Raw genomic sequence first — 23,562 nt, 5'->3', positions numbered from 1 at the left:
CCGGAGGCGACGCGTATCGAGACGCACCCCGCCCGCGCCTACGACGCGTCCACGAGCTCCCGCGGCACCACGAACACGTCGACGAGCGCGCCGTTGCGCCACACCGTCATCTCGACCTGGCGGTCGATCGCGTCCTCGACCATGAGGCGTTGGATCGACGTCGAGGTCACGACGTCGTTGCCGTCGAGGGAGACCACGATGTCGCCGCGGTGGATGTCCGCGAGATCCGCCGGGCTGTCGGGCGCGACGCCCGCGACCTGCAGTCCGGTCGGCGAGCCGATCCGCGCCGCGAGGTCGGGCGCGAGCTGCACCTTGGTGCCGACGATGCCGAGCCAGGCGCGGCGCACGCGTCCGGCGCGCGTGAGCGTGTCGATGATGTCCCGGGTCGCGCGGTTGATCGGCACGGCGAGTCCGAGGCCGACGCCCGCGACCGCGGTGTTCACGCCGACCATGCGGCCCGTGCCGTCGGCGAGCACGCCGCCCGAGTTGCCGGGATTCAGCGCGGCATCCGTCTGGATGACCTCGTCGATCACGCGCCCCGACGCGGTCGGCAGCGACCGGCCGAGGTTCGAGACGATGCCGGCGGTGACGCTGCCCGCGAGCCCCATGGGGTTGCCGAGCGCGACCACGAGCTGGCCGACCCGGAGGCCGGCGGCGTCGCCGAGCTCGACCGGCGCCGGCACGCTCGCCCGGGCGCGGAGCACCGCGAGGTCGGAGAGCACGTCGCGGCCGATCACGTCGACCCTGACCGACGTGCCGTCGGCGAACGTGGCCTCGGCCGACCGCGCACCCGAGACGACGTGCGCGCTCGTGAGCAGCACGCCGTCGGTGGAGATCACGCTCGCGCTGCCCGCGCCCTCGCCGCGCGTCGTGCGCACCGCGAGGCTCGCGACGCTCGGCAGCACGGATGCCGCGACCCGCGTGACCACCGCCGAGTAGGCGTCGAGGGGGTCTGCTTCGTCCACACGTCGATCATCCGCCCGTCGTGGTCGAGCGAGGGCGGAGTTCGCCCCGGGCGGAACGGTCGGGCGCCCTAGCTCCTGGGCGTCCCGGCGTCCTCGGTCGTCGCTGGAGCCGTGCCGGTGTCGCCGTCGTCGGCCCCGGCCCCGGCGGCGGCACCGGTGCCATCCGCCTCGGCCGCCTCGGCCGCCTCCTCCGCCGCGTCGCGCTCGCGCTCGACCGCGTCGCGCACGAGGCGGTACCAGAGGAAGATCGCGAAGCCGGCGAACACGACCCACTCGACGGCGTAGAACACATTGAGCCAGTTGAGCTCCTTGGACTCCTCGGGCGGCGGGGACGAGATGGCCTCGAGCCCGGCGGCCGGCTCCGCCGACGTCACGTAGCCGAAGTACACGGGCCGGTCGTCGTAGTCCGCCCAGACGTTGATGAGCTGCGCCACCGCGACGGTCTGCATCGAGTTCGGGTCGGCCTCGGCATCGGGCGCGATGGGCGCCTCGCTCGGCAGGAAGCGTCCGACCACGGTGACCTCGCCGCCGGCCTGCGCGTCGAAGCGGTCGGCGGCCTGCTGCGCGGCCTCGAGGTCGGGTGCCCAACCGAGGGCGATGGGCAGGCCGCCCGGCGCGGCATCCGTCACTTCGAGGTGCGCAACGGGCCAGTAGCCCGCGACGCCGTCGTTGAGTCGCCCCTCGACGATGACGGTGTCGCCGGGCACGAACGTGCCGGTGACCTCGACGCGCTGGCCCGTCGCGGCCTGCTGGGTGGGACCGTCGGGCTGGGCGACGTCGGCGAGCGGGCGCACGTCCTCAGTCGGCCGCTCCTGCACGACGGCCTGCTCGACCGCGCGCTCGAGCTGCCACTGGCCGAGCAGCGCGAAGCCGGCGGCGATGCCGAGGGCGAGGAGGAGCGCGAGCACCCACCGGGGGCGCAGCATCATCTGGAGCATCAGGCCTCGGCGCCTCGGGACATGCCGTCGTTCATGACGCGGAACACCTCGGCGATCAGCTCGGTGGGACCGACCGCAACGACCGTGTCACCGGGTTCGACGACGAAGTCGGCGCCGGGCGACGGGTGGGCGTGGTCGTCACGCACGATCGCGACGATCGCGACGCCGGATGCCGCGGGCACCTCGCCGAGCGGACGGCCCACGATCGCGTCACCCTCGTCGACCGTCATCCAGTCGATCGGCACGCCGGGCAGCTCGTCGAGCTCGGCGATGGACTCGACGATGCGCGTTCCGCCGAGCAGCTCGGCGAGCGTGTGCGCCTCCTCCTCGTCGAGGCGCACCGTCACCGCATCGTCGTCGTCGCGGGCGCCGGCAGGACGGCTGACCAGGTCGCTGGAGCCGGTGCGGTGCGCGACGACCGCGACCTCGGCGCCGTCGGCCGTCTCGAAGGAATGCAGCACGCCGACCCCGGGAAGGGTGACCCGGCGGACATCAACCATGGCGCGCTCTCCTCGGACTCGATGGGCCCGCCGTCCAGTCTATCCGCGCCGGATCAGTCGACCTTCACGATGTCGGGGGCCGCGAGCCGCACCCGGTCGGCGGACTCGTCGTCGGGCTGCTGCTGCGACGCGCGCTCGGCGGCGACGCGCTGCAGGTAGCGCTCCGTCTCGAGGGCCTCGCGCTCCTCGTCCCACCCGAGCACCTTGCCCATGAGCTTCGCCGCGACCGGGGCCGCCGACACGCCGCGGTCCCACGCCTCGATCGAGATGCGGGTGCGACGGGCGAGCACGTCGTCGAGGTGCAGCGCGCCCTCGTGCGAGGCGGCGTAGACCACCTCGGCGGCGAGGTAGTCGTCGGCGCCCGGCAGCGGCTCCCCCAGCTCTGGATCGGCGCGGATGAGGTCGAGCAGTTCGTCGGTCATGGTGCCGTAGCGGTTCAGCAGGTGCTCGATGCGCACCTTGTGCACGCCGAACGCGTGGGCGATCTTGCCGCGCTTGTTCCACGCGGCCTGGTAGCCCTCGGCGCCGAGCAGCGGGATGTCCTGCGTCGTCGACGGCGGGATCCGGCCGTCCATCGCGTCGGCGGCGGCGTCGATCGCGTCCTTCGCCATGACGCGGTACGTCGTCCACTTGCCGCCCGCCACGACGACGAGGCCGGGCACCGTGTGCGCGACGATGTGCTCGCGCGAGAGCTTCGACGTCTGGTCGCTCTCGCCGGCGAGCAGCGGCCGGAGCCCGGCGTACACGCCCTCGACGTCTTCGCGCGTGAGGGGCACGGCCAGCACCGAGTTCACGTGCTCGAGCAGGTAGTCGATGTCGGCCGCCGTGGCCGCGGGGTGCGCCTTGTCCAGGTTCCAGTCCGTGTCGGTCGTGCCGATGAGCCAGTGCCGGCCCCACGGGATGACGAACAGCACGCTCTTCTCGGTGCGGAAGATCATGCCCATGGCGGACTGGATGCGGTCGCGCGGCACCACGAGGTGGATGCCCTTCGAGGCGCGCACCTTGAACGTGCCGCGCTCGCCGACCATGCGCTGCGTGTCATCGGTCCAGACGCCGGTGGCGTTCACGACCTGGCGGGCCCGGATCTCGAAGTGCTCGCCGGTCTGCAGGTCGTGCGCCTTCACGCCGACGACCCGCTCACCGACCTTGACGAAGCCCTCGACGTTGACCCGGCTCGCCACGTGCGCGCCGTAGAACGACGCCGTGCGGGCGAGGCTCGCGACGTAGCGCGCGTCGTCGACCTGCGCGTCGTAATAGGTGATGCCGCCCACGAGCGCGTCCTCCGACAGCGACGGGATGGCCTTCATCACCTGGCGCTTGGAGAGGTGGCGGTGGTGCGGAACCCCCGGCGGGCGGCCGCCCGTGTAGCTGAAGATGTCGTAGAGCATCATGCCGGCGCCCACGTAGAAGCGCTCGAAGATGCGCTTCTGCACGGGGTAGAGGAAGCGCACGGGCTTCACGAGGTGCGGCGCGATGCGCTGCAGCAGCAGGCCGCGTTCGATGAGCGCCTCGCGCACGAGGCGGAAGTCCAGTTGCTCCAGGTAACGGATGCCGCCGTGCACGAGCTTCGACGATCGGCTCGACGTGCCCGAGGCCCAGTCGCGGGCCTCGAGGAGGCCGGTCGAGAGCCCGCGGGTGACCGCATCGAGCGCGGCGCCCGTGCCGACGATGCCGCCGCCGACCACGAGGATGTCGACTTCCTTCTCCTTGAGCCGGGCGAGCGCGGCCTCGCGCTCCTCGGGTCCGAGCTTCGTCGAACGCGTCACCGACTTGAGACGTGCCATCGTCGTACCCCATCCCCGCGGTTTCACGGCGAGACCGCGTGATCCGGCTTCAACGCTACCCGAGCGCCGGGACGTTTGGAACGGGCGCGCGGGCGTCTCACAGCCGCGGAGCGACGCGCCGCGCTGTGGAGGACGAGTCGGGAGCACGAGCGCGCCGGAATCGCGCCCTCGTGCCTGACGCGACGGGTGCTCAGGCCCCCTGGTACGGCGCCACGACGACCTCGACGCGCTGGAACTCCTTGAGGTCGGAGTAGCCGGTCGTCGCCATCGACCGCCGCAGCGCGCCCACGAGGTTCGCGGTGCCGTCGGCGGCCGGAGCCGGCCCGTAGAGCACCTCCTCGAGCGACGCGACCTGGCCGACCTGCACGCGCTGGCCGCGCGGCAGTTTCGAGTGGTGCGCCTCGGCGCCCCAGTGGTACCCGCCGCCGGGCGCGTCGGTCGCGCGGGCGAGCGCCGCACCGAGCATCACGGCGTCGGCGCCGCAGGCGATCGCCTTCACGATGTCGCCCGACTTGCCCACGCCGCCGTCGGCGATGACGTGCACGTATCGACCGCCGGACTCGTCGAGGTAGTCCCGACGGGCGCCCGCGACATCCGCCACCGCCGTCGCCATGGGCGCGTGGATGCCGAGCGTCGCGCGCGTCGTCGAGGCCGCGCCGCCGCCGAAGCCGACGAGCACGCCCGCCGCGCCGGTGCGCATGAGGTGCAGGGCCGCGGTGTAGGTGGCCGCACCGCCCACGATGACGGGCACGTCGAGCTCGTAGATGAACTTCTTGAGGTTGAGCGGCTCGACGTTCTTCGACACGTGCTCGGCCGACACCGTGGTGCCGCGGATGACGAAGAGGTCGACGCCGGCGGCCACGACGGTCTCGTAGAGCTCCTGCGTGCGCTGCGGCGAGAGGGCGCCCGCGACGGTCACGCCCGCCGCGCGGATCTCGGCGAGGCGCGCGGTGACGAGGTCGGGCTTGATCGGCTCGGCGTAGAGCTGCTGCATGCGCGACGTCGCCTGCTCGGGCGCGAGGTTGCGGATCTCGGCGAGCACGGGCTCGGGGTCCTCGTAGCGGGTCCAGAGACCCTCGAGGTCGAGCACGCCGAGGCCGCCGAGTTGGCCCATCATGATCGCGATCTGCGGCGACACCACGGAGTCCATCGGCGCGGCGAGGAACGGGATGTCGAACTGGTACGCGTCGATCGACCAGCCGACCGACACGTCTTCGGGGTCGCGTGTGCGCCGGCTCGGCACGATCGCGATGTCGTCGAACGCGTAGACACGACGGCCCCGCTTGGAGCGGCCGATCTCGATCTCCTGGGTCACCCGTCAACCCTACCGAAGGGCCACGACGGGCACACGGATGCCCCCACGCGGCGCCGCACCGGCGGTCATCGCGCCCGCACCACCCGCGCCTCGTCCCACACCGGGGCATCCGCCTCGACCACCTCGCCATCGGAGCGGAACACGAGGAACCGGTCGAAGCTGCGCGTGAACCACCGGTCGTGCGTGACCGCGAGGACCGTGCCGTCGAACCGCGACAGCGCGTCCTCCAGCGCCTCGGCCGAGACGAGGTCGAGGTTGTCGGTGGGCTCGTCGAGCAGCAGCAGCGTGGCGCCAGACAGCTCGAGCAGCAGGATCTGCAGCCGCGCCTGCTGCCCGCCCGAGAGCGACTCGAACCGCTGCTGCGCGGCCGCCGCGAGCCCGTACCGGTCGAGCGCCGAGCTCGCGGCCTCGCGAGCCATGCCCTCCCGGTTCGCGTCGCCGCGGTGCAGGATGTCGAGCAGCGTGCGGCCGTGGAACTCCGGGTGCTCGTGGTTCTGGGCGAACCAACCAGGCACGACCCGTGCCCCGAGCACCGCGCGGCCCTCGTGCAGCACGCGCGCCAGCGTCTCCCCCACCGTCGTGACGTGGCCCAGCGTGCGATCGGGCTCGGTGCCGCCGCCCGCGAGCAGCCGCAGGAAGTGCGACTTGCCCGACCCGTTGGAGCCGAGCACCGCGACGCGGTCGCCGTACCAGACCTCGAGGTCGAACGGCCTCATGAGTCCCGACAGCTCGAGCTGCTCGCACACGACCGCGCGCTTGCCCGTGCGGGATCCGCGCAACCGCATCGACACCGTCCGCGCGGGCGGCCGCTCCTCGGGCGGGCCGGCCTCCTCGAACTTGCGCAGGCGCGTCACGGCCGCCTGGTACCGCGACGCCATGCCGTCGTTGTACGTCGCCTTCACCTTCAGCGTCGCGACGAGCGTCTTGAGCGCGTCGTGCTGCTCGTCCCAGCGCCGACGCAACTCGTCGAGCCGCGCGAAGCGCTCCTCGCGGGCCTCGTGGTAGCCCTCGAAGCTGCCGCCGTGCACCCACGCGGTGTTGCCCGCGGCGCCGAGCTCGAGCGTCACGATGCGGTCGGCCGCCCGGGCGAGGAGCTCGCGGTCGTGCGACACGAGCAGCACGGTCTTCGGCGTCGCGCGCAGCTGCGCCTCGAGCCACCGCTTGCCGGGCACGTCGAGCGAGTTGTCGGGCTCGTCGAGCAGGAGTACCTGCTCGGGTCCGCGCAGCAGCGCCTCGAGCGCGAGCCGCTTCTGCTCGCCGCCCGAGAGCGTCGCGAGCTCGCGCCACTTCGCCCGCTCGAACGGGATCCCGAGCGCGGCCATCGTGCAGTGGTCCCAGACGACCTCCTGCTCGTAGCCGCCGGCTTCGGCGTACTCGGCGAGCGCCGAGGCGTACCGCATCTGCGTCTCGGTGTCGTCGCGCTCGATGAGGGCGTCCTCGGATGCCTCGAGCTCGAGCGCCGCGTCGCGGATGCGCTTCGGCGCCACCGACACCAGCAGTCCCGCCACGGTCGGCGCGGCGCCCGGCACCGTCCGCCCGGTGCCCACGAACTGGTCCATCACGCCGAGCCCGCCGTCGACCTGCACGCTCCCCTCGTCTGGGCGGAGGTCGCCGCGGATGATCCGCAGCAGCGTGGACTTGCCCGCGCCGTTCGCGCCGATGAGCGCGGTCGTGCGCCCCTCGGTCACGCGGAACGCGAGGTCGGCGAGCAGCGGCCGTCCGTCGGGGAGCGAGAAGGAGACGCCGTTGACGTCGATGAAGCCCATGGGAGGTGTCCGATCCGTTCGCGGCGCGAGCCGCGCCGCCCGCCGGGCAGCCGATCAGACTACCGGTCCGCGGGACCCGACGCCAGACCGGCGCCGTGCGGCAAGCTGGACGCATGCAACGCGTCGCCGCAGAGCCCCTCGACGTCCTCCGTACCCGCACCAGCGTGAAGTGGCGCACGTTCCCGCCCGACGTGCTGCCGCTGCCCGTCGCCGAGATGGACTACCCGCTGGCCGAACCCATCGCGCACGCGCTGCACGCCGCGATCGAGCGATCCGACACGGGCTACGCGTCGGGCGGGCGCGAGGTCGCCGAGGCGTTCCAGGGCTTCGCCGCCACGCGGCTCGGCTGGGACGTCGACCCGGCCCGCACCACCCCCACCGCCGACGTCAGCATGGGCATCGTCGAGGTCCTGCGCCAGGTCACCGCGCCGGGCGACGGCATCGTCGTCACGCCACCCGTGTACCCGCCGTTCTACGGCCTCGTCGCCGAGGCCGGCGGCGCCGCCGTCCACGTGCCCATGCGCGGCGGCATCGACGAGGGCTGGTCGCTCGACCTCGACGGCCTCGAGGCGGCCTTCGCGGCCGGCGCCCGCGCCATGGTCCTCTGCAACCCGCACAACCCGCTCGGCCTCAACCCGACGCCCGCCGAGCTCGCCGCCCTGGCCGAGCTCGCCGCGCGGTTCGGGGTGACGATCGTGTCCGACGAGGTGCACGGCGCGCTCGCGCAGCCGACGACGCCGTACACGGCGTTCCTCACGGTGTCGGATGCCGCGCGCGAATGGGGCGTGGCCGTCACCGCCGCCACCAAGGCGTTCAACATCGCCGGACTCAAGGCGGCGCTCATCGTCACGGCGAGCGATCGCGGCGACGCGGTGCGCGCCCGGATGCCCGAGGAGGTCTCGTGGCGCATGAGCCAGTTCGGCGCGATCGCCACGATCGCCGCCTTCCGCGAGGGCGGCCACTGGCTCGACGGCGTGCTCGCGAGCCTCGACGACAACCGTCGCCTGCTCGCCGACCTCCTCGCCGACGAACTGCCCGACGTCCGCTATCGGATGCCGGATGCCACGTACCTCGCCTGGCTCGACCTGTCCGCGCTGGGATGGGGCGACGACCCCGCCGCACACGCGCTCGAGCACGCGAAGGTCGCGCTCGGCAGCGGACCCCAGTTCGGGGCATCCGTCGGCCGCGGCCACGCCCGGCTCAACTTCGCCTGCACCCCGGAGGTGCTGGCGGAGGCGGTGACGCGGCTCGCGGAGGCGCGAACGGTCGTCGAATAGCGCCGCCGGAGGCGACGCGTATCGAGACGCGGCATCAACCGACCGCATGCAGCCGCCACGGAGGATCTCGATACGCGTCCGGCTCCGCCGGGCGCTACTCGATCACCGGCTACCGCGTGTAGTTCGGCGCCTCCACGACGAACTGCACGTCGTGCGGGTGCGACTCCTTCAGGCCCGCGGGCGTGATGCGCACGAACCGGCCCTTCGTCTTCAGCTCGGGGATGTCGCGCGCGCCCACGTAGAACATCGACTGGCGCAGGCCGCCGACGAGCTGGTACGCCACGGCCGACACCGGGCCGCGGAACGGCACCTGGCCCTCGATGCCCTCTGGGATGAGCTTGTCGTCGCTCGGGACATCCGCCTGGAAGTAGCGGTCCTTCGAGTACGAGGTCTTCTTGCCCCGGGTCTGCAGCGCGCCGAGCGAGCCCATGCCGCGGTAGGCCTTGAACTGCTTGCCGTTCTGGAAGACGAGCTCGCCGGGGCTCTCGGCGGTGCCGGCGAGCAGCGAGCCGAGCATGACGGTGTCGGCGCCCGCGACGAGCGCCTTCGCGATGTCGCCCGAGTACTGCAGGCCGCCGTCGGCGATGAGGGGAACGCCCGCGGGCTTCGTGGCCTTCGACGCCTCGTAGACGGCGGTGACCTGGGGCACGCCCACGCCCGCGACGACGCGCGTGGTGCAGATCGAGCCCGGCCCGACGCCGACCTTCACGGCGTCGGCGCCCGCGTCGACGAGCGCCTGGGCGCCCTCGCGCGTCGCGACGTTGCCGCCGATCACGTCGATGTGCGCGAACGACGGGTCGGCCTTGAGGCGGCGGATGATGTCGAGCACGCCCGCGCTCTCGCCGTTGGCCGTGTCGACCACGAGCACGTCGACGCCCGCGTCGCGCAGCGCCTCGGCGCGCTCCCACGCGTCGCCGAAGAATCCCATGGCCGCGCCCACGCGCAGGCGGCCCTCGGCGTCCTTCGTGGCGTTCGGGTACTGCTCGGACTTGTCGAAGTCCTTGACGGTGATGAGGCCGGTCAGTCGGCCGGCGCCGTCGACCAGCGGCAGCTTCTCGACCTTGTGCTGCGCGAAGATCGCGATCGCCTCGTCGGGGTCCATGCCGACACGGCCGGTGATGAGCGGCGCCTTCGTCATGACGTCGCGCACGTAGGTGCTGGGCTTCTCGAAGTCGGAGACGAAGCGCATGTCGCGGTTCGTGATGATGCCGACGAGCACGCCCTCGCCGTCGACGACCGGCAGGCCGCTCACGCGATAGGTGGCGCACAGGTGGTCGACCTCGGCGACGGTCGCGTCGGGCGTCGTGGTCACCGGGTTGGAGACCATTCCCGACTCGCTGCGCTTCACCCGGTCGACCATGTCGGCCTGCTCCTGGATGGAGAGGTTGCGATGCAGGATGCCGATGCCGCCCTGGCGGGCCATGGCGATGGCCATGCGCGCCTCGGTCACGGTGTCCATCGCGGCGGACAGCAGGGGCGTCGCGACGTCGATGCGCCGCGTCAGTCGCGAGGTCGTGTCGGCCTCGCTCGGGATCACGTCGGTGTGACCTGGCAGCAGCAGGACGTCGTCGTAGGTCAGTCCTGTGAATCCGAACGGATCTGCCTGATCCATCTCTCCCCTTCGTCTCTCCGAGTCATGGCGCACCCGTGAGTGGTGGAGCTCCCGGGATGCATCAATGTTAAGCGAGTTTGCGCGGCGGGCATTCCCCGGATAACAATCGAGGGCCATTGTGCCTGTGTGCGAAACACATGGGACATAATCGGCACGTACTGTCAGACGACGTTGTCGGCAGGAAAGACCGGACCCGGACGGCCAACAGCCCCCGGGACCCCAGGAGGTGCAGTGGAACCCACGCAAACAGTCGCCAGACGGTCTCGCGGGAGGTGGCTCATCCTCCTCGGAATTCTGTTGTCCGCACTCACTCTGTCCGGCATCGCAGCGTCCCCTGCGATGGCGGAGGATGGGAGTACGCCCAGCCCGAGTTCCGAGGAAGATTTCGAGTTCTTCTTCATCGGGAACGTCAAGTTCGACGACAAGCCGCTCGAAGGCGTGCAGATCACGGTCGACGGCAACGGCTACGAGGCCTCGACCAAGACCAACGCCGAGGGCCGATGGGAGCTCGGCGTACCCGAGAAGGCCGAGTACAAGCTCACGCTCGACGAGGACACCCTCCCCAAGGGCGTCGTCGTCCAGGAGGGCCAGGCCACGGTGACCGCCGAATTCGGCCTCACCAACCGCAAGGCGGTGAACTTCTTCCTCGGTGAGGGCACCCGCACGACGACCGACATCGGCGCCCAGGTGCTGATCCGCGTGGTCAACGGCCTCAACTTCGGCCTCCTGCTCGCGCTGGCGGCGATCGGCCTCTCGCTCATCTTCGGCACGACCGGCCTCTCCAACTTCGCGCACGCGGAGATGGTGACGTTCGGCGCGTTGATGGTGCTCACGTTCGGCGTCGACCTGGCGTTGCCGATCTGGCTGGCGATCGCGATCGCGATCGTCCTCAGCGCCGGACTCGGCTACACCCTCGATGCCGTCATCTGGAAACCGCTGAGGCGGCGAGGGGTCGCATTGATCCCGCTGATGATCGTGAGCATCGGCCTCTCGCTCGCGCTGCGGTACACGTACCAGTTCTTCTACGGCGGCGCGACCCGGCAGCTGCCGGGTGCGACCCTGCCGTCGGAGATCCACATCGGGCCGATCACGCTCTCGTGGATCGACGTCGCGAGCATGGCCACCTCGGTCGTGGTGCTCCTCGCCTTCGCGTTCTTCCTGCTGCGCACCCGCATCGGCAAGGCGACGCGAGCGGTCTCCGACAACCCGAGCCTCGCGGCCGCGAGCGGCATCGACGTCGACCGCGTCATCCGCATCGTGTGGATCGCGGGCGGCGCGCTCGCCGGCCTCTCCGGCATCCTCTGGGCGTACTTCCGCCCCGGCGTCAGCTGGGACATGGGCTTCCAGATCCTCCTGCTCATCTTCGCCGCGGTCACCCTCGGCGGCCTGGGCACCGCGTTCGGCGCGCTCGTCGGCTCCCTCATCGTGGGCCTGTTCATCGAGCTGTCGACGCTGTGGCTGCCGTCCGACATGAAGTACGTCGGCGCGCTCGTCGTGCTGATCCTGGTGCTGCTGTTCCGACCGCAGGGAATCCTCGGTCGCCGCGAGAGAATCGGTTGAGGAGGAACCCGACATGATCGACTGGATTGCGATCTTCTCCAACGCGGCGCAGGAGCTCATCAGCCCCACCACTGCCGCCTACGCCCTGGCCGCCCTCGGCCTGGCGATCCACTTCGGATACACGGGCCTCCTGAACTTCGGTCAGGCGGGCTTCATGGCCCTCGGCGCGTACGGCTACGCGATCTCCACGCTGAGCTTCGGATTCCCCGTGTGGGCGTCCGTGCTCGTCGGCGTCGGGGCATCCGTGATCTTCGCGCTGATCCTCGGTATCCCGACGCTGCGCCTACGGGCCGACTACCTCGCGATCGTCACGATCGCGGCGGCGGAGATCCTGCGGCTCATCTTCACCACGAACACGTTCGATGCCATCACGGGCTCCGCGAGCGGCCTCCAGGGCTACAAGGACGGCTTCGCCGCCCTGAACCCGATCCCGCCGGGCACCTACGGCTTCGGACCGTTCACGTACAACGCGTACGACTGGTGGATCCGGATCGTCGGCTGGACGCTCGTCGTGATCTTCGCCCTGCTCACCTGGCTGCTCATGCGCAGCCCGTGGGGCCGCGTGATCAAGGGCATCCGCGAGGACGAGGACGCTGTGCGCGCCCTCGGCAAGAACGTGTACTCCTACAAGATGCAGAGCCTCATCATCGGTGGCGTCTACGGCACCCTCGCGGGCATGATCTTCATCATGCCGCGCGCGGTCGTGCCCGCGAACTACCAGACGTCGCTCACGTTCTTCATCTACGCGATCCTGCTCCTCGGCGGTGCGGCCACGATCCTTGGGCCGGTCGTCGGCTCGATGATCTTCTGGGTGCTGCTCTCGTTCTTCTCGGGCTTCGTCGCCCGTGCGGTCGAGGCCGGTTGGTTCCCGTTCATGACGCAGGTGCAGGCCGGTCAGCTCCGGTTCATCCTCGTCGGCGTGGCGATCATGCTGCTCGTCGTATTCAGGCCCCAGGGCATCTTCGGAAACAAGAAGGAGCTGGCCTTTGTCAAGTGACACCACTCCCACGTCCAAGCCGGTGAAGACCACCGGCCTCCACGTCGGCGAAGCCGCACCGGGCGTCCAGAAGGTCGACCCGATCCTCATCGCCGACGGCGTCAAGCGCACGTTCGGCGGCCTCACCGCCGTCGACGTCACCCACGTCGAGATCCCGCGCGGGGCCATCACGGCCCTCATCGGGCCGAACGGCGCCGGCAAGACCACGTTCTTCAACCTGCTCACGGGCTTCGACAAGCCCGACGAGGGCAAGTGGGAGTTCGACGGTCGTTCGCTCGCGCACGTCCCGGCCTACCGGGTGGCGCGCATGGGCCTCATCCGCACCTTCCAGCTCACGAAGGCGCTGGGTCTGCTCACCGTCATGGACAACATGAAGCTCGGTGCGAAGGGCCAGTCGGGCGAGAACCTGTTCCGCTCGGTGCTGCCCTTCATCTGGCGCAAGCAGGAGGAGGAGATCGACGCCAAGGCGGTCGAGCTGCTCACCCGGTTCAAGCTCGATGCCAAGCAGGAGGACTACGCGGCGAGCCTCTCGGGCGGTCAGCGCAAGCTCCTCGAGATGGCGCGGGCGCTCATGAGCGACCCGACGCTCGTCATGCTCGACGAGCCGATGGCGGGCGTGAACCCCGCGCTCACGCAGTCGCTGCTCGACCACATCCTCGACCTGAAGGCCCAGGGCATGACGGTGCTCTTCGTCGAGCACGACATGCACATGGTGCGTCACATCGCCGACTGGGTGATCGTGATGGCCGAGGGCAAGATCGTGGCCGAGGGCGACCCGCACAACGTCATGCAGGACCAGGCCGTGATCGACGCCTACCTCGGCGCCCACCACGACACCGACCTCGGTGCCACCGACACCGACCATGTCGAGGCCATGAAGGAGCTCATCGATGACGAACAGTGAACCGGCCGCCGGCGCGGTGCTCGACCCCGTGGCCGACGCGGTCGTCGAGGTGGACAACGTCACGGCCGGCTACCTCCCCGGAGTGAACATCCTGAATTCGTGCTCCCTCGTCGCGAGGCAAGGCGAGCTCATCGGGATCATCGGACCGAACGGCGCGGGCAAGTCGACGCTGCTGAAGTCGATCTTCGGCCTCGTGCGCGTGCGCGAGGGCGCGATCCGGCTGCAGGGCGAGGAGATCACCAATCTCAAGGCGAACAAGCTCGTCGCGAAGGGCGTCGGCTTCGTGCCGCAGACGAACAACGTCTTCCCCTCGCTGACGATCCAGGAGAACCTCGAGATGGGGATGTTCCAGAAGCCCAAGGGCCTCAAGGATCGCCTCGCCTTCGTGACCGAGATCTTCCCCGAGCTCGGCAAGCGCCTCGGCCAGCGGGCCGGATCGCTGTCGGGCGGTGAGCGGCAGATGGTCGCCATGTCCCGTGCACTCATGATGGGCCCGCACGTGCTGCTGCTCGACGAGCCCAGCGCGGGCCTGTCGCCGGTGCGCCAGGACGAGGCGTTCCTGCGGGTCAAGGAGATCAACCGGGCCGGCGTCACCACCATCATGGTGGAGCAGAACGCCCGTCGCTGCCTGCAGATCTGCGACCGCGGCTACGTGCTCGACCAGGGCCACGACGCCTACACGGGCACCGGTCGCGACCTGCTGAACGACCCGAAGGTCATCGGCCTGTACCTGGGCACGCTCGGCCAGGACGAGTAGACCCGATCGATCACGGAGAGGGGCGGATGCCGCGGCATCCGCCCCTCTTCGCGTGTCTGCGGGCCGTGGTGGGACGCTTGCGTTCGGGGGCGTCCGACGGAAGGCTGGCGCCATGCGGAGGCTGACCTACGGAATGAACGTGACCCTCGACGGCTACATCGCCGCGGCCGGCGACGACATCGGCTGGGGCGGGACGAACGACGAGCTGTTCCAGTGGTGGCTCGACCAGGAGCTGGCGAGCAGCCTGTCGCTGTACGGGCGCAAGGTGTGGGAAGGGATGAGCTCCTACTGGCCGACCGGCGACCAGCAGCCCGACGCCACCCCGGCGCGGATCGAGTTCGCGCGGAACTGGCGGGACACGCCGAAGGTGGTGTTCTCCTCGACGATCGACACGGTCGACTGGAACACCCGCGTCGTCACCGGCGACCCGGTCGCCGAGATCACCCGGCTCAAGGCCGAGGACGGCGGCCCGATGAGCGTGAGCGGCGCGATGCTCGCCGCGGCGGCCATGCGAGCCGGGCTGATCGACGAGTACCGGCTCGTCACCTTCCCGGTCCTGGTGGGCGGCGGCACGCCGTTCTTCACCGCGCTGGACGGCTGGGTGGACCTGGACCTGATGGAGACGCGGACGTTTCCCGGTGGCGTGGTCCTGACCCGGTACGAGACGCGGCGCTGAGCGCCGGGCACGCGAAAGGGCCCCGGCCGAAGCCGGGGCCCTCCCAGACGACGCGTACTAGTTGATGCGCTCGTACGTGTTGTCGTCCTTGTACTGGTAGATGCCGATGGTCGCCTCGGTCGGGTCACCGTGCTCGTCGAGCGTGATGGGACCGGACGCACCGTCGTAGTCGACCTGCTGGCCCTCGGTGAGGAGCTTCGCAGCGTCGGCGAAGTTGCTGACGACCTCGCCGTCACCCGTGCCGCCCGACACCTGACGGAGGTACTCCGCGATGTCGGTGCCATCGGTGCTGTTCGCCGCGTAGGCCGCCAGCGCGATGAGCATCAGCGCGTCGTACGATTCCGGACCATAGCTGAACTGCGTTCCGAGGTCGGGGTTGATCTCGAGCAGGCGATCGCGGAAGTCGTCCTCCAGCACCGGACCGGGCAGCGTGCCCTTGGCGCCGGCGATCAGGCCGGGCGCGAAGTCCGCGCTGTAGTCGGCCAGGTTGCCGTCGACGAAGTACAGCTGGTCGCCCGGGTAGCCCGAGCCGACGAGCGCCGGAACGACGACCTTGGCCTCATCGAAGGTGATGACGGCGACGGCGTCGGGGTTCGCGGCGTTGATCGACGAGAGCTGCGCGTCGAAGTTCGAGTCACCCGTGTTGAAGAGCTCCTCGGCGACGACCTCGCCACCGGCCGCCTCGAAGGCCTCCTTGGTCGCGGCCGCGAGGCCGGTGCCGTAGGGGTCGTTCAGGACCAGCAGTCCGAGCGTCGAAGCGCCGTCCTCGGCGATCTGGTTGCCGAGCACCTCACCCTGGAGGAGGTCGGACGGCGCGGTACGGAAGTACAGGCCGTTGTCCTCGTAGTCGGTGAAGTCGGGCGACGTGTTCGCCGGCGAGAACTGCACGACGCCGGCGGCGGTGATCTGGTCGATCACGGTGAACGACACGCCGGACGACGCGGCACCGATGATGGCCGAGACGTCCTGCGAGAGGAGGTCGGTCACCGAGACGGTGGCGATGTCGGTGGTGGTGTCACCCGAGTCGCGGTAGACGACCTCGACGTTGATGCCCATGTCGGCCTCGTTGATCTCCTTCGCAGCGAGCGCCACACCGGCTTCCTCGGGCGGGCCGAGGAAGGCGAGCGTTCCACTCTGCGGGAGGATCGTGCCGACCTTGAGGGTCAGGTCGCGGTCGCCGGCCTCGATGGGCAGGGCGTCGCCGGCCGACTCGGTCGGTGCTTCCGATTCGGCGGGGGCCGGGGCACCCGAGCTGCACGCGGTGAGGAGGAGGGCACTGACGCCGGCGAGGGCGACCCCCGTCCAGACTGCGCGAGCCGAGCGCGAGGCCGTAGCCTTCGCGAATACGCTCATGTTGCTCCTTGGGACTGAAGGACTGGTACACAAAGCAGCGTCTGGAGACGCCGTGGTTTTGACAGTATTGCCCGCCTCTGGAGGAAACAAGGGAACCCGGTCACAACCGTGTAACACCCTCGGAATCGTTACCTGGCCGACACCTTCCTGCGCGGGCGCGCACGGAATCGTCGTGTGGGACGGCCGCGACGCGCAGATCGCGCGTGGCCCCCGGACGAGGGCCCGATGTCCGCGCGGGCCCGTCAGATCGGCTCGACCGGGGCGCGCCGCGCCGATCGCGCGCTGCGCATGAGGTCGAACGTGAGCACCAGGAGCGCGAGCCAGACGAGTCCGAATCCGATCCATCGCTCGGGCGGCATGGGCTCCTGGAGGATGAACACGCCCACGAGGAACTGGATGAACGGCGCGAAGTACTGGATGAAGCCCATGAAGATGAGCGGCAGGCGCCGGGATGCCGCGGCGAAGAGGAGCAACGGGATGGCCGTGACCACGCCGGCCATCAGCAGCAGGGCGCTGTGCCAGGGGCTGACCGTGCCCATCGTGAGCCCGCTGGTCATCGCGACGAACACGAGCTGCGCGACCGCCAGCGGCGCGAGCCACGCGGTCTCGAGCGTGAGCCCCGACACCGCGTCGACCTTCGGCCCCACCCGCTTCTTGATGAGCCCGTAGAAGCCGAACGAGAACGCGAGCACCAGCGCGATCCACGGGAGCTGGCCGTAGCCGATGGCGAGCACGATGACCGCGACGATCGAGATGCCCACGGCGATCCACTGGGTGACGTTCAGACGCTCGCGGAGCACGAGCACGCCGAGGAACACGGTGACGATCGGATTGATGAAGTACCCCAGCGCCGCCTCGACGACCTGGCCCGTGAGGGTCGCGTAGACGTACGTCGACCAGTTCACGAAGATGAGCACGCCCGCGAGCCCCATCGTGAACAGGACGCGTCGATCGCGCACGAGCGCCATGAACGGTCGCCAGGCGCGCGTCACGGTGAGGAGCAGCAGGCAGAAGACGAGCGAGAGCAGCACGCGCCATCCGACGATCTCGATCGGTCCGGCCGGTTCGAGGGCGATGAAGTAGATGGGGAGGAAGCCCCAGAGCGCGTAGGCCGCGATCGCGAACGCGAGCCCCGAACGACTCACCCCGCCGTGCTGCGCGGGCGGAGCTGAGGTCTCGGTCTCGGAGCTGGATGACACCCGCTCAGACTACGCCCGGCGTCGGATGCCCCGGGCCCGGGCGGCTGCCGACGTGCCTCCACGTCCCGCCACGGACACGACGAGGCCCGGACGCCGCTGGGCGTCCGGGCCTCGGATGGTTCGTGTCGACCTAGCGGACGACGACCGCGAGCACGTCGCGGGCCGACAGCACGAGGAAGTCCTCGCCGCCGAACTTCACCTCGGTGCCGCCGTACTTCGAGTAGATGACCTTGTCGCCGACGGCCACGTCGAGCGGGACACGGTTGCCGTTGTCGTCGATGCGACCGGGGCCCACCGCCACGACCTCGCCCTCCTGGGGCTTCTCCTTGGCGGTGTCGGGGATCACGAGACCCGACGCGGTGGTCTGCTCTGCCTCGACCTGCTTGATGACGATGCGATCCTCGAGCGGCTTGATGGAAACCGACACGGTTGACCCCTTCTCTGTTTGCGAGTGACTGTCTTTGCGAAGACTGATTAGCAGCCTCATTGCGAGAGTGCTAAGCCGAGTCTAGGCGCGATTTGGCACTCGTGCAACGTGAGTGCCAGTGCTCGGAACCCCCCGGTGCGCGATGCTAGCGTGGCCGGGTGGACCGCGCCGACCTCGTCGAACTCCTCTCCCCCGAGGGACTGCGGCTCCTCGACCAGCTCCCCGAGTGGGACTCCAAGTCCGACATCGTGCGCACCGTCGCCGAACTGCGTCGGCAGGGGCATCCGCCCGGCCTCGTGGCCGCCGTGCTCAGCCAGTCGAAGCTGCGCGCGAAGGCCCACGCGAAGTTCGGCGAGTTCGCGTCGCGCATGCTGTTCACCGAGGCGGGGCTCGAGCAGGCCACCCGGCTGAAGGTCGCGGCGCTGCACGCGGGCCGCTTCGCGCGCGCCGGCATCGGCCACGTCGCCGACCTCGGCTGCGGCATCGGCGGCGACGCCCTCGCCCTCGCGGCCGTCGACCTCGAGGTCACGGCGGCCGAGGCCGACGAGGTGACGGCCGCCATCGCCGCATTCAACCTCACGCCGTTCCCGAAGGCGCGCGTGCTGCACGCCATCGCCGAGGACGTGCCCCTCGGCGGCATCGGCGGCGCCTGGCTCGACCCGGCCCGTCGCACCACCTCGGGCGGCACGACCCGACGACTCGCGGATGCCGCGGACTACTCGCCGAGCCTCGACTTCGCGTTCGGGCTGGCCGACCGGCTGCCGGTCGGCGTGAAGCTCGGCCCCGGGACCGACCGCGACGTCATCCCCGAGGGAGCCGAGGCGCAGTGGGTGTCGGTCGACGGCGACGTGGTGGAGCTCGCCGTCTGGCTCGGCGCCGTCGCGCGTCCCGGCATCGGTCGGGCGGCGCTCGTCATCCGCGACGACCGCGCCGCGGAGCTCACGGCGCCGGCCGACAGCGAGGACGCGCCGACGGGTCCCCTCGGCGACTACCTCTACGAGCCCGACGGGGCCGTCATCCGCGCCCGCCTCATCGGCGACCTCGCGCGCGCGAACGGCGCCTGGATGCTGAGCGACGGCATCGCGTACCTCACCGCCGACACCGCGTTCGAGACGCCGTTCGCGCGCGGCTTCCGCGTGCTGGACCGCCTCCCCGCCGACGAGCGGCAACTGCGTCAGGCGCTGGCGGCGCGCGGCATCGGCACGCTCGAGATCAAGAAGCGCGGCGTCGATGTCGACCCGGCGGGCCTGCGCACGCGGCTGAAGCTGCGCGGCGACGCGAGCGCGACGATCGTCCTCACGCGCGAGGAGGGCCGCCACGTGGTGCTCCTGGTGGAGCGCGTCTGAGCCGCCGTCAGTGCGGGAGCGCCCCGAAGACGATGGCGTAGTAGCCGATCCACACGGCCGAGAAGATGAGTCCGGCGATGCCGGTGCCGATGCCGACGAACGCGAGCGTGCGGCCCTCCTCCTCGCGGCGCAGGCCGAGCACGCCGAAGACGAGCGCGGCGATCGACAGGGGCAGCATCCAGCCGACGAACAGCGAGGCGGCGGCGCCGATGACGCCGATGACCGCGGCCACCCAGCTGTAGACGCGGCGCTGCGTGTCGTCCTGCTCCTCGTCGTCGGCGGACGCCCGGTCGGGCAGTTCCTGCCGATGCACGACGAGCAGCTGGCCGGTCGGCACCCGCTGCAGCTCGCCGGTGTCGAACGGCACCTCGAACTCGCGAACGGCGGGGTCGGCGCGCAGCGTCGGCTCGGTCGGCGGCGACACGAACGCCTCGGCGTCGCGGTCGGCGTCACGCGCGGGGTCGCGGCGTGCGTAGCGGTCGTCGCCGCGATCGGATGCCGCGGCCGGGGATGCCTCGGCCTCAGAACGGTCGGGGGCCCCGCCCGAGGGCGGGACCCCTTCGCGATCGGTCATCGGTGTCCTCAGTACGTGTAGTCGACGTAGTTCGGGAAGGTGGCGAAGGCGATGCTCCAGAAGATGACGGAGAGCAGCGCCATGGCGATGCCGACGAAGCCCAGGATGATGCCCGTGAGCCACATGCCCTTCGCGGCCGGCTCCTTCCGGCGGCCGATGAAGCCCAGCACGACGGCGCCGGCCGGGATGATGAGCTGCATGATGCCGCCCACGATCGGGATCCACACCACGGCGAACCCGCCGACCACGCCGATGATGCCCGCGATGAGCGAGATTAGGCTGAACACGGGCGTCGGCTTCGCCGGGGCGGCCGTGCCGTACGCGGCGGGTGCGACGTAGCCGGGCTCGCCGTATCCGGGCGGGCGGCCCGTGCCGTACGCCGGCTGCTGGGCAGCGTACGCGGGCTGCTGGGCGCCGTAGGGCGAGCCGGGGTCGGCCGCCGCCGCGGGCGCGCCGTAGCCCGGTGCGGGGGGCGGCGGCGGGGGCGGCGTCGCGGCGCCGTAACTCGGCGGCGCGGGCGGGGCGGGAGGCTCGGGCGCGGACGGCGGCACCGGCGCGGACGGCACCTCGGGCGCACCCGGAGCACCGGGCGCCTCGGGGGCCGGCGGCGCCGACGGCGCGTCGGGGACGGACGGCTCCGTCGGCGACGGGAACGTCGGCTCGGGCTCCGAGGGAACCGTGGGCTCCTCGGGCGTCGGAACCGTGGGCTCCTCGGGTCCGGGGGCGTCGGGGTTCTTGGGATCGCTCATGTCATCGGCCTTTCGTGTGGTCGGAGTCGGCGGTCGGAGTGGGCGGCGCTCAATACTGGTACCGGTCGAATCCGCCGTTGGCGGCGATCGCACCGAACACGATGGCGATGATGATGACCGACAGGATCGCCAGCGCGAGCCCGATGTAGCCGACGATGAGGCCCGCGACGGCGAGGCCGTGTCCCTCCTCGCCGGTCTTCTTGATCTGGCTGAGCGAGATGTGCCCGCAGATGATTCCGACGATGGACCCGATGCCCCAGGCGATGACGAAGCCGGCGATCGAGGCGATCAGCGAGACGATCGCGAGCACGTTGGTCTTCTTGGCGGGCGGGCCGCCGTAGGCGGCCGCGGGCTGGCCGTAGGCCGGTGCGGGCTGGCCGTAGGCGGGAGCCTGCTGGCCGTAGGCGGGAGCCGCGGGCGGCTGGGCCTGCGGCGGCTGCGGCGCGCCGTACGCGGGAGCGGGCGGCGGCGGAGGCGGGGGCGGCGGCACCGCGCCGCCGGGCTGCTGCTCGGGAAGGTTCGGATCGGTCACGGTCGTTGTCCCCTCGGTGCTGTGGATTCACATGGTCGCCGCGCCACACCCGGGCGCCGGCGGCGGCGCGCGTATTCGCGACATCCGCTTACGTTGCACACACTATCGCTCCGGATCGGCCGCGCACAGCCTTCCGCGCGGTGCGGTCACGCCTGGATGTCGGTGACCGGAAGCGTCGAGTCGGCGCCGAAGCCGAGGCTCGACGGACCGTGTCCGGCCATGATGAGCTGCGCCCCCAGGGCGGCGATCATCGCGCCGTTGTCGGTGCACAGCGAGAGGGGCGGAATGCGCAGCGCGATGCCCGCGGCATCCGCTCGCTCTTCGGCCACCTCGCGGAGCCGCGCGTTCGCCACGACGCCGCCGCCGAGCAGCAGGCGGGGCACGCCGAGGTCGGTGCAGGCGGCGATCGCCTTGGAGACGAGCACGTCGACGACGGCCTCGCGGAAGCTCGCCGCGACGTCGGCCAGCGGCACGGGCTCGCCCGCCGCCTCGCGCTGCTCGACCCAGCGCGCCACAGCGGTCTTGAGCCCGGAGAAGCTGAAGTCGTAGCGGTGCGCGGCGAGGTCCTTCGGCTGCGTCAGCCCGCGCGGGAACCGGATCGCCGCCGGGTCGCCGCCGATCGCGGCGCGGTCGATCTCGGGCCCGCCGGGATACGGCAGCCCGAGCAGCCGCGCGACCTTGTCGAACGCCTCGCCCGCGGCGTCGTCGATCGTCTCGCCGAGGAGCTCCACGTCGGAGACGAGGTCGCGCACGAGCAGCAGCGAGGTGTGCCCGCCCGAGACGAGCAGGGCGATCGTCGGCGTCTCGAGCGGCGCCGCGTCGTCGAGGATGTCGGCGCCGACATGGCCGACGAGGTGGTTCACGGCGTAGACGGGCCGGTCGAGCGCGAGCGCGAGCGCCTTGGCGGCGCCGACGCCCACCATGAGCGCACCGGCGAGCCCTGGGCCGCTCGTCACCGCGACCGCCTCGACGTCGGACAGCGACACGTCGGCCTCGGCGAGCGCCGCGTCGATCGTCGGGCCGAGCGCCTCGAGGTGGGCGCGGGCCGCGACCTCGGGCACGACGCCGCCGTAGCGCGCGTGCTCCTCCATCGAGGACGCGATGACGTTCGCGAGCAGGTCGGTCCCGCGCACGATGCCGACCCCGGTCTCGTCGCACGACGTCTCGATGCCGAGCACGAGCGGCGCCGCGCGGTTCATGCGCCGGTCCCGGATGCCGCGGGGCGCGTGACGGCGGCCGGCACCTCGAGCCGCATCGAGATCGCATCGACGCCGTCGGGCTGGTAGTACCCGCGACGCACGCCGATCTCGACGAAGCCGAGCGAGCGGTACAGCGTGCGCGCGATCGGGTTGTCGGCGCGCACCTCGAGGAAGATCTCGGCGACCTGCTTGCGGCGGGCCGCCGTGATGAGCGCATGCATGAGGCCCCGGCCGAGGCCGATCCCGCGCGAGAACTCGGCGACCGCGATGGTCTGGATGTCGCCCTGCCCGCCGTCGGGCGGCGCGAGCAGGCCGGCGTAGCCGAGGAGGCGCCGCTCGGGGTCCTCGGCGTCGTCGTCGACGGCCACGAGGTAGTACGCGTCGGGGTTCTCGAGCTCGCGGCGCATGGATGCCTCGGGCCAGGCGTCGTTCACGAAGGTCTCGCGCTCGAGCCGCATGATCGCCTCGAGGTCGTCGACCTTCGCCCGTCGCATGAACACGCTCACTGCAGCACCCGCTTCCCGGGCGACGGCGTCACGTCGGGCGCACGCAGGTAGAGCGGCGCGTCCTCGGCGAGCGGGAGGCGGCGCGCGGCGAAGGCGAGCTCGGCGAGCATGCCCACGGCGCCCGCCTGCACGTAGTGCGCCTCGAGCCGCGTGCCGACGGCGTCGGGCACGTCGTCGCGCGGACACAGCACCGGGCCCTCGACCCGCACGGGCAGCTCGTCGTCGTCGAGCCCGTCGTAGCCGGACACGGCGAACTCGCGCCGGCGCGCGTCGGTCAGCACCTGGAGCGGGCCCTCGTTGCCCGCGCGGTACCACGACCACGCCACGGCGTCGTGGCTCACGACCGGCACGAACGGCCGGCCGATGCCGACCGCGAACGCGTGCGCGGCCGCGATTCCGACGCGGAGCCCGGTGAACGGCCCCGGGCCCATGCCGCCCGCGACGCCCGACAGGTCGGCCGGGCGGACGCCCGCACCTGCGAGCGCGTCGCGGATGAGCTCGCCCACGACCTCGGCGTGCCGCATGGTGTCATCGGTGCCGGCTTCGGCCAGGATGCCGCCGTCGCGATCGACGACGGCGACACTCGTGCCCGTCGAGGTGTCGATCGCGAGGAGCATGGATCCAGC

General features: G+C 71.3%; 23 protein-coding genes. 7 read left to right on the top strand and 16 right to left on the bottom strand.

Going from position 1 to position 23,562, the window contains the following annotated elements; all coding sequences use genetic code 11:
• Window positions 1-38: 38 nt before the first annotated feature.
• The 6 genes from ACFVN5_RS06555 to ACFVN5_RS06530 all read right to left on the bottom strand — a co-directional run bounded on the left by ACFVN5_RS06555 (window position 39) and on the right by ACFVN5_RS06530 (window position 7,268).
• Window positions 39-965, bottom strand: a complete 927-nt coding sequence (locus ACFVN5_RS06555) for a S1C family serine protease (protein WP_376954024.1) — start codon at window positions 963-965, stop codon at window positions 39-41.
• Window positions 966-1,033: 68 nt separating this feature from the next.
• Window positions 1,034-1,903, bottom strand: a complete 870-nt coding sequence (locus ACFVN5_RS06550; protein WP_376954023.1) for an SURF1 family protein — start codon at window positions 1,901-1,903, stop codon at window positions 1,034-1,036.
• Window positions 1,903-2,403 (bottom strand): cation:proton antiporter regulatory subunit, encoded by a 501-nt coding sequence (locus tag ACFVN5_RS06545; protein WP_376954022.1) that lies wholly within the window; start codon window positions 2,401-2,403, stop codon window positions 1,903-1,905. The genes ACFVN5_RS06550 and ACFVN5_RS06545 overlap by 1 nt, the downstream gene beginning before the upstream one ends.
• A 53-nt stretch (window positions 2,404-2,456) precedes the next feature.
• Window positions 2,457-4,187 (bottom strand): glycerol-3-phosphate dehydrogenase/oxidase, encoded by a 1,731-nt coding sequence (locus ACFVN5_RS06540; protein ID WP_376954021.1) that lies wholly within the window; start codon window positions 4,185-4,187, stop codon window positions 2,457-2,459.
• 190 nt (window positions 4,188-4,377) lie between these two features.
• Window positions 4,378-5,502 carry a GuaB3 family IMP dehydrogenase-related protein gene (locus ACFVN5_RS06535; RefSeq protein WP_376954020.1) on the bottom strand — a complete coding sequence of 375 codons (1,125 nt, stop codon included), beginning with the start codon at window positions 5,500-5,502 and terminating at the stop codon, window positions 4,378-4,380.
• Between the two features lie 65 nt (window positions 5,503-5,567).
• Window positions 5,568-7,268, bottom strand: coding sequence for an ABC-F family ATP-binding cassette domain-containing protein (locus ACFVN5_RS06530; RefSeq protein ID WP_376954018.1), 1,701 nt, complete (start codon window positions 7,266-7,268; stop codon window positions 5,568-5,570).
• A gap of 113 nt (window positions 7,269-7,381) precedes the next feature.
• On the opposite strand from ACFVN5_RS06530, the gene ACFVN5_RS06525 reads away from it, so the two are divergent.
• Window positions 7,382-8,545, top strand: a complete 1,164-nt coding sequence (locus ACFVN5_RS06525; RefSeq protein WP_376954017.1) for a MalY/PatB family protein — start codon at window positions 7,382-7,384, stop codon at window positions 8,543-8,545.
• Window positions 8,546-8,654: 109 nt separating this feature from the next.
• On the opposite strand, the gene guaB is transcribed toward ACFVN5_RS06525, so the two are convergent.
• Complete coding sequence (gene guaB / locus ACFVN5_RS06520) at window positions 8,655-10,157, bottom strand: IMP dehydrogenase (RefSeq protein ID WP_376954016.1); 1,503 nt, start codon at window positions 10,155-10,157, stop codon at window positions 8,655-8,657.
• Between the two features lie 339 nt (window positions 10,158-10,496).
• On the opposite strand from guaB, the gene ACFVN5_RS06515 reads away from it, so the two are divergent.
• The 5 genes from ACFVN5_RS06515 (at window position 10,497) to ACFVN5_RS06495 (ending at window position 15,051) form a co-directional block, all read left to right on the top strand.
• The gene (locus ACFVN5_RS06515; RefSeq protein ID WP_376954015.1) at window positions 10,497-11,717 is read left to right on the top strand and encodes a branched-chain amino acid ABC transporter permease; all 1,221 of its coding nucleotides are present in this window, start codon (window positions 10,497-10,499) and stop codon (window positions 11,715-11,717) included.
• 16 nt (window positions 11,718-11,733) lie between these two features.
• The gene (locus ACFVN5_RS06510) at window positions 11,734-12,714 is read left to right on the top strand and encodes a branched-chain amino acid ABC transporter permease (protein ID WP_376954331.1); all 981 of its coding nucleotides are present in this window, start codon (window positions 11,734-11,736) and stop codon (window positions 12,712-12,714) included.
• The gene (locus ACFVN5_RS06505; protein WP_376954014.1) at window positions 12,704-13,618 is read left to right on the top strand and encodes an ABC transporter ATP-binding protein; all 915 of its coding nucleotides are present in this window, start codon (window positions 12,704-12,706) and stop codon (window positions 13,616-13,618) included. The genes ACFVN5_RS06510 and ACFVN5_RS06505 overlap by 11 nt, the downstream gene beginning before the upstream one ends.
• Window positions 13,605-14,375 carry an ABC transporter ATP-binding protein gene (locus ACFVN5_RS06500; RefSeq protein ID WP_376954013.1) on the top strand — a complete coding sequence of 257 codons (771 nt, stop codon included), beginning with the start codon at window positions 13,605-13,607 and terminating at the stop codon, window positions 14,373-14,375. The genes ACFVN5_RS06505 and ACFVN5_RS06500 overlap by 14 nt, the downstream gene beginning before the upstream one ends.
• A 112-nt stretch (window positions 14,376-14,487) precedes the next feature.
• Entirely contained in the window at window positions 14,488-15,051 is a 564-nt protein-coding gene (locus ACFVN5_RS06495) for a dihydrofolate reductase family protein (RefSeq protein WP_376954012.1), read from the top strand.
• Between the two features lie 57 nt (window positions 15,052-15,108).
• Here the strand turns inward: ACFVN5_RS06495 and ACFVN5_RS06490 are convergent, their stop codons facing one another.
• The 3 genes from ACFVN5_RS06490 to groES form a co-directional block, all read right to left on the bottom strand.
• Window positions 15,109-16,404, bottom strand: coding sequence for an ABC transporter substrate-binding protein (locus ACFVN5_RS06490; protein WP_376954010.1), 1,296 nt, complete (start codon window positions 16,402-16,404; stop codon window positions 15,109-15,111).
• Between the two features lie 242 nt (window positions 16,405-16,646).
• Window positions 16,647-17,603, bottom strand: a complete 957-nt coding sequence (rarD, locus tag ACFVN5_RS06485; protein WP_376954009.1) for an EamA family transporter RarD — start codon at window positions 17,601-17,603, stop codon at window positions 16,647-16,649.
• Between the two features lie 130 nt (window positions 17,604-17,733).
• The gene (groES, locus tag ACFVN5_RS06480) at window positions 17,734-18,030 is read right to left on the bottom strand and encodes a co-chaperone GroES (RefSeq protein ID WP_022889766.1); all 297 of its coding nucleotides are present in this window, start codon (window positions 18,028-18,030) and stop codon (window positions 17,734-17,736) included.
• A gap of 158 nt (window positions 18,031-18,188) precedes the next feature.
• On the opposite strand from groES, the gene ACFVN5_RS06475 reads away from it, so the two are divergent.
• Window positions 18,189-19,376, top strand: coding sequence for an SAM-dependent methyltransferase (locus tag ACFVN5_RS06475; protein ID WP_376954008.1), 1,188 nt, complete (start codon window positions 18,189-18,191; stop codon window positions 19,374-19,376).
• 7 nt (window positions 19,377-19,383) lie between these two features.
• On the opposite strand, the gene ACFVN5_RS06470 is transcribed toward ACFVN5_RS06475, so the two are convergent.
• From ACFVN5_RS06470 to tsaB, 6 genes are all read right to left on the bottom strand, one after another.
• Window positions 19,384-19,950: a DUF4190 domain-containing protein gene (locus ACFVN5_RS06470; protein ID WP_376954007.1), complete on the bottom strand. Its 567-nt coding sequence runs from the start codon at window positions 19,948-19,950 to the stop codon at window positions 19,384-19,386.
• An 8-nt stretch (window positions 19,951-19,958) separates the two neighbouring features.
• Window positions 19,959-20,699 carry a DUF4190 domain-containing protein gene (locus tag ACFVN5_RS06465; RefSeq protein ID WP_376954006.1) on the bottom strand — a complete coding sequence of 247 codons (741 nt, stop codon included), beginning with the start codon at window positions 20,697-20,699 and terminating at the stop codon, window positions 19,959-19,961.
• 49 nt (window positions 20,700-20,748) lie between these two features.
• Complete coding sequence (locus ACFVN5_RS06460; protein WP_376954005.1) at window positions 20,749-21,231, bottom strand: DUF4190 domain-containing protein; 483 nt, start codon at window positions 21,229-21,231, stop codon at window positions 20,749-20,751.
• 146 nt (window positions 21,232-21,377) lie between these two features.
• Window positions 21,378-22,430: a tRNA (adenosine(37)-N6)-threonylcarbamoyltransferase complex transferase subunit TsaD gene (gene tsaD / locus ACFVN5_RS06455; protein WP_376954004.1), complete on the bottom strand. Its 1,053-nt coding sequence runs from the start codon at window positions 22,428-22,430 to the stop codon at window positions 21,378-21,380.
• Entirely contained in the window at window positions 22,427-22,936 is a 510-nt protein-coding gene (gene rimI / locus ACFVN5_RS06450; RefSeq protein WP_376954003.1) for a ribosomal protein S18-alanine N-acetyltransferase, read from the bottom strand. The genes tsaD and rimI overlap by 4 nt, the downstream gene beginning before the upstream one ends.
• The gene (tsaB, locus tag ACFVN5_RS06445) at window positions 22,933-23,553 is read right to left on the bottom strand and encodes a tRNA (adenosine(37)-N6)-threonylcarbamoyltransferase complex dimerization subunit type 1 TsaB (protein WP_376954002.1); all 621 of its coding nucleotides are present in this window, start codon (window positions 23,551-23,553) and stop codon (window positions 22,933-22,935) included. The genes rimI and tsaB overlap by 4 nt, the downstream gene beginning before the upstream one ends.
• Between the last annotated feature and the right edge of the window lie 9 nt (window positions 23,554-23,562).

It is taken from the genome of Agromyces sp. NPDC057865 (assembly GCF_042796995.1).
GTDB lineage: Bacteria > Actinomycetota > Actinomycetes > Actinomycetales > Microbacteriaceae > Agromyces.
The sequence above is the reverse complement of the archived record's forward strand: the minus strand, read 5'-3'. Positions and strand labels throughout refer to the sequence as shown.

Excerpts from the sequence above, each read along its gene's own strand:
- ACFVN5_RS06550 (WP_376954023.1), bottom strand. The coding sequence starts at position 1,903 with ATGCTCCAGATGATGCTGCGCCCCCGGTGGGTGCTCGCGCTCCTCCTC.
- ACFVN5_RS06545 (WP_376954022.1), bottom strand. The coding sequence starts at position 2,403 with ATGGTTGATGTCCGCCGGGTCACCCTTCCCGGGGTCGGCGTGCTGCAT.
- ACFVN5_RS06540 (WP_376954021.1), bottom strand. The coding sequence starts at position 4,187 with ATGGCACGTCTCAAGTCGGTGACGCGTTCGACGAAGCTCGGACCCGAG.
- ACFVN5_RS06530 (WP_376954018.1), bottom strand. The coding sequence starts at position 7,268 with ATGGGCTTCATCGACGTCAACGGCGTCTCCTTCTCGCTCCCCGACGGA.
- ACFVN5_RS06525 (WP_376954017.1), top strand. The coding sequence starts at position 7,382 with ATGCAACGCGTCGCCGCAGAGCCCCTCGACGTCCTCCGTACCCGCACC.
- guaB (WP_376954016.1), bottom strand. The coding sequence starts at position 10,157 with ATGGATCAGGCAGATCCGTTCGGATTCACAGGACTGACCTACGACGAC.
- ACFVN5_RS06515 (WP_376954015.1), top strand. The coding sequence starts at position 10,497 with ATGGCGGAGGATGGGAGTACGCCCAGCCCGAGTTCCGAGGAAGATTTC.
- ACFVN5_RS06500 (WP_376954013.1), top strand. The coding sequence starts at position 13,605 with ATGACGAACAGTGAACCGGCCGCCGGCGCGGTGCTCGACCCCGTGGCC.
- ACFVN5_RS06495 (WP_376954012.1), top strand. The coding sequence starts at position 14,488 with ATGCGGAGGCTGACCTACGGAATGAACGTGACCCTCGACGGCTACATC.
- ACFVN5_RS06490 (WP_376954010.1), bottom strand. The coding sequence starts at position 16,404 with ATGAGCGTATTCGCGAAGGCTACGGCCTCGCGCTCGGCTCGCGCAGTC.
- ACFVN5_RS06470 (WP_376954007.1), bottom strand. The coding sequence starts at position 19,950 with ATGACCGATCGCGAAGGGGTCCCGCCCTCGGGCGGGGCCCCCGACCGT.
- ACFVN5_RS06465 (WP_376954006.1), bottom strand. The coding sequence starts at position 20,699 with ATGAGCGATCCCAAGAACCCCGACGCCCCCGGACCCGAGGAGCCCACG.
- tsaD (WP_376954004.1), bottom strand. The coding sequence starts at position 22,430 with ATGAACCGCGCGGCGCCGCTCGTGCTCGGCATCGAGACGTCGTGCGAC.
- tsaB (WP_376954002.1), bottom strand. The coding sequence starts at position 23,553 with ATGCTCCTCGCGATCGACACCTCGACGGGCACGAGTGTCGCCGTCGTC.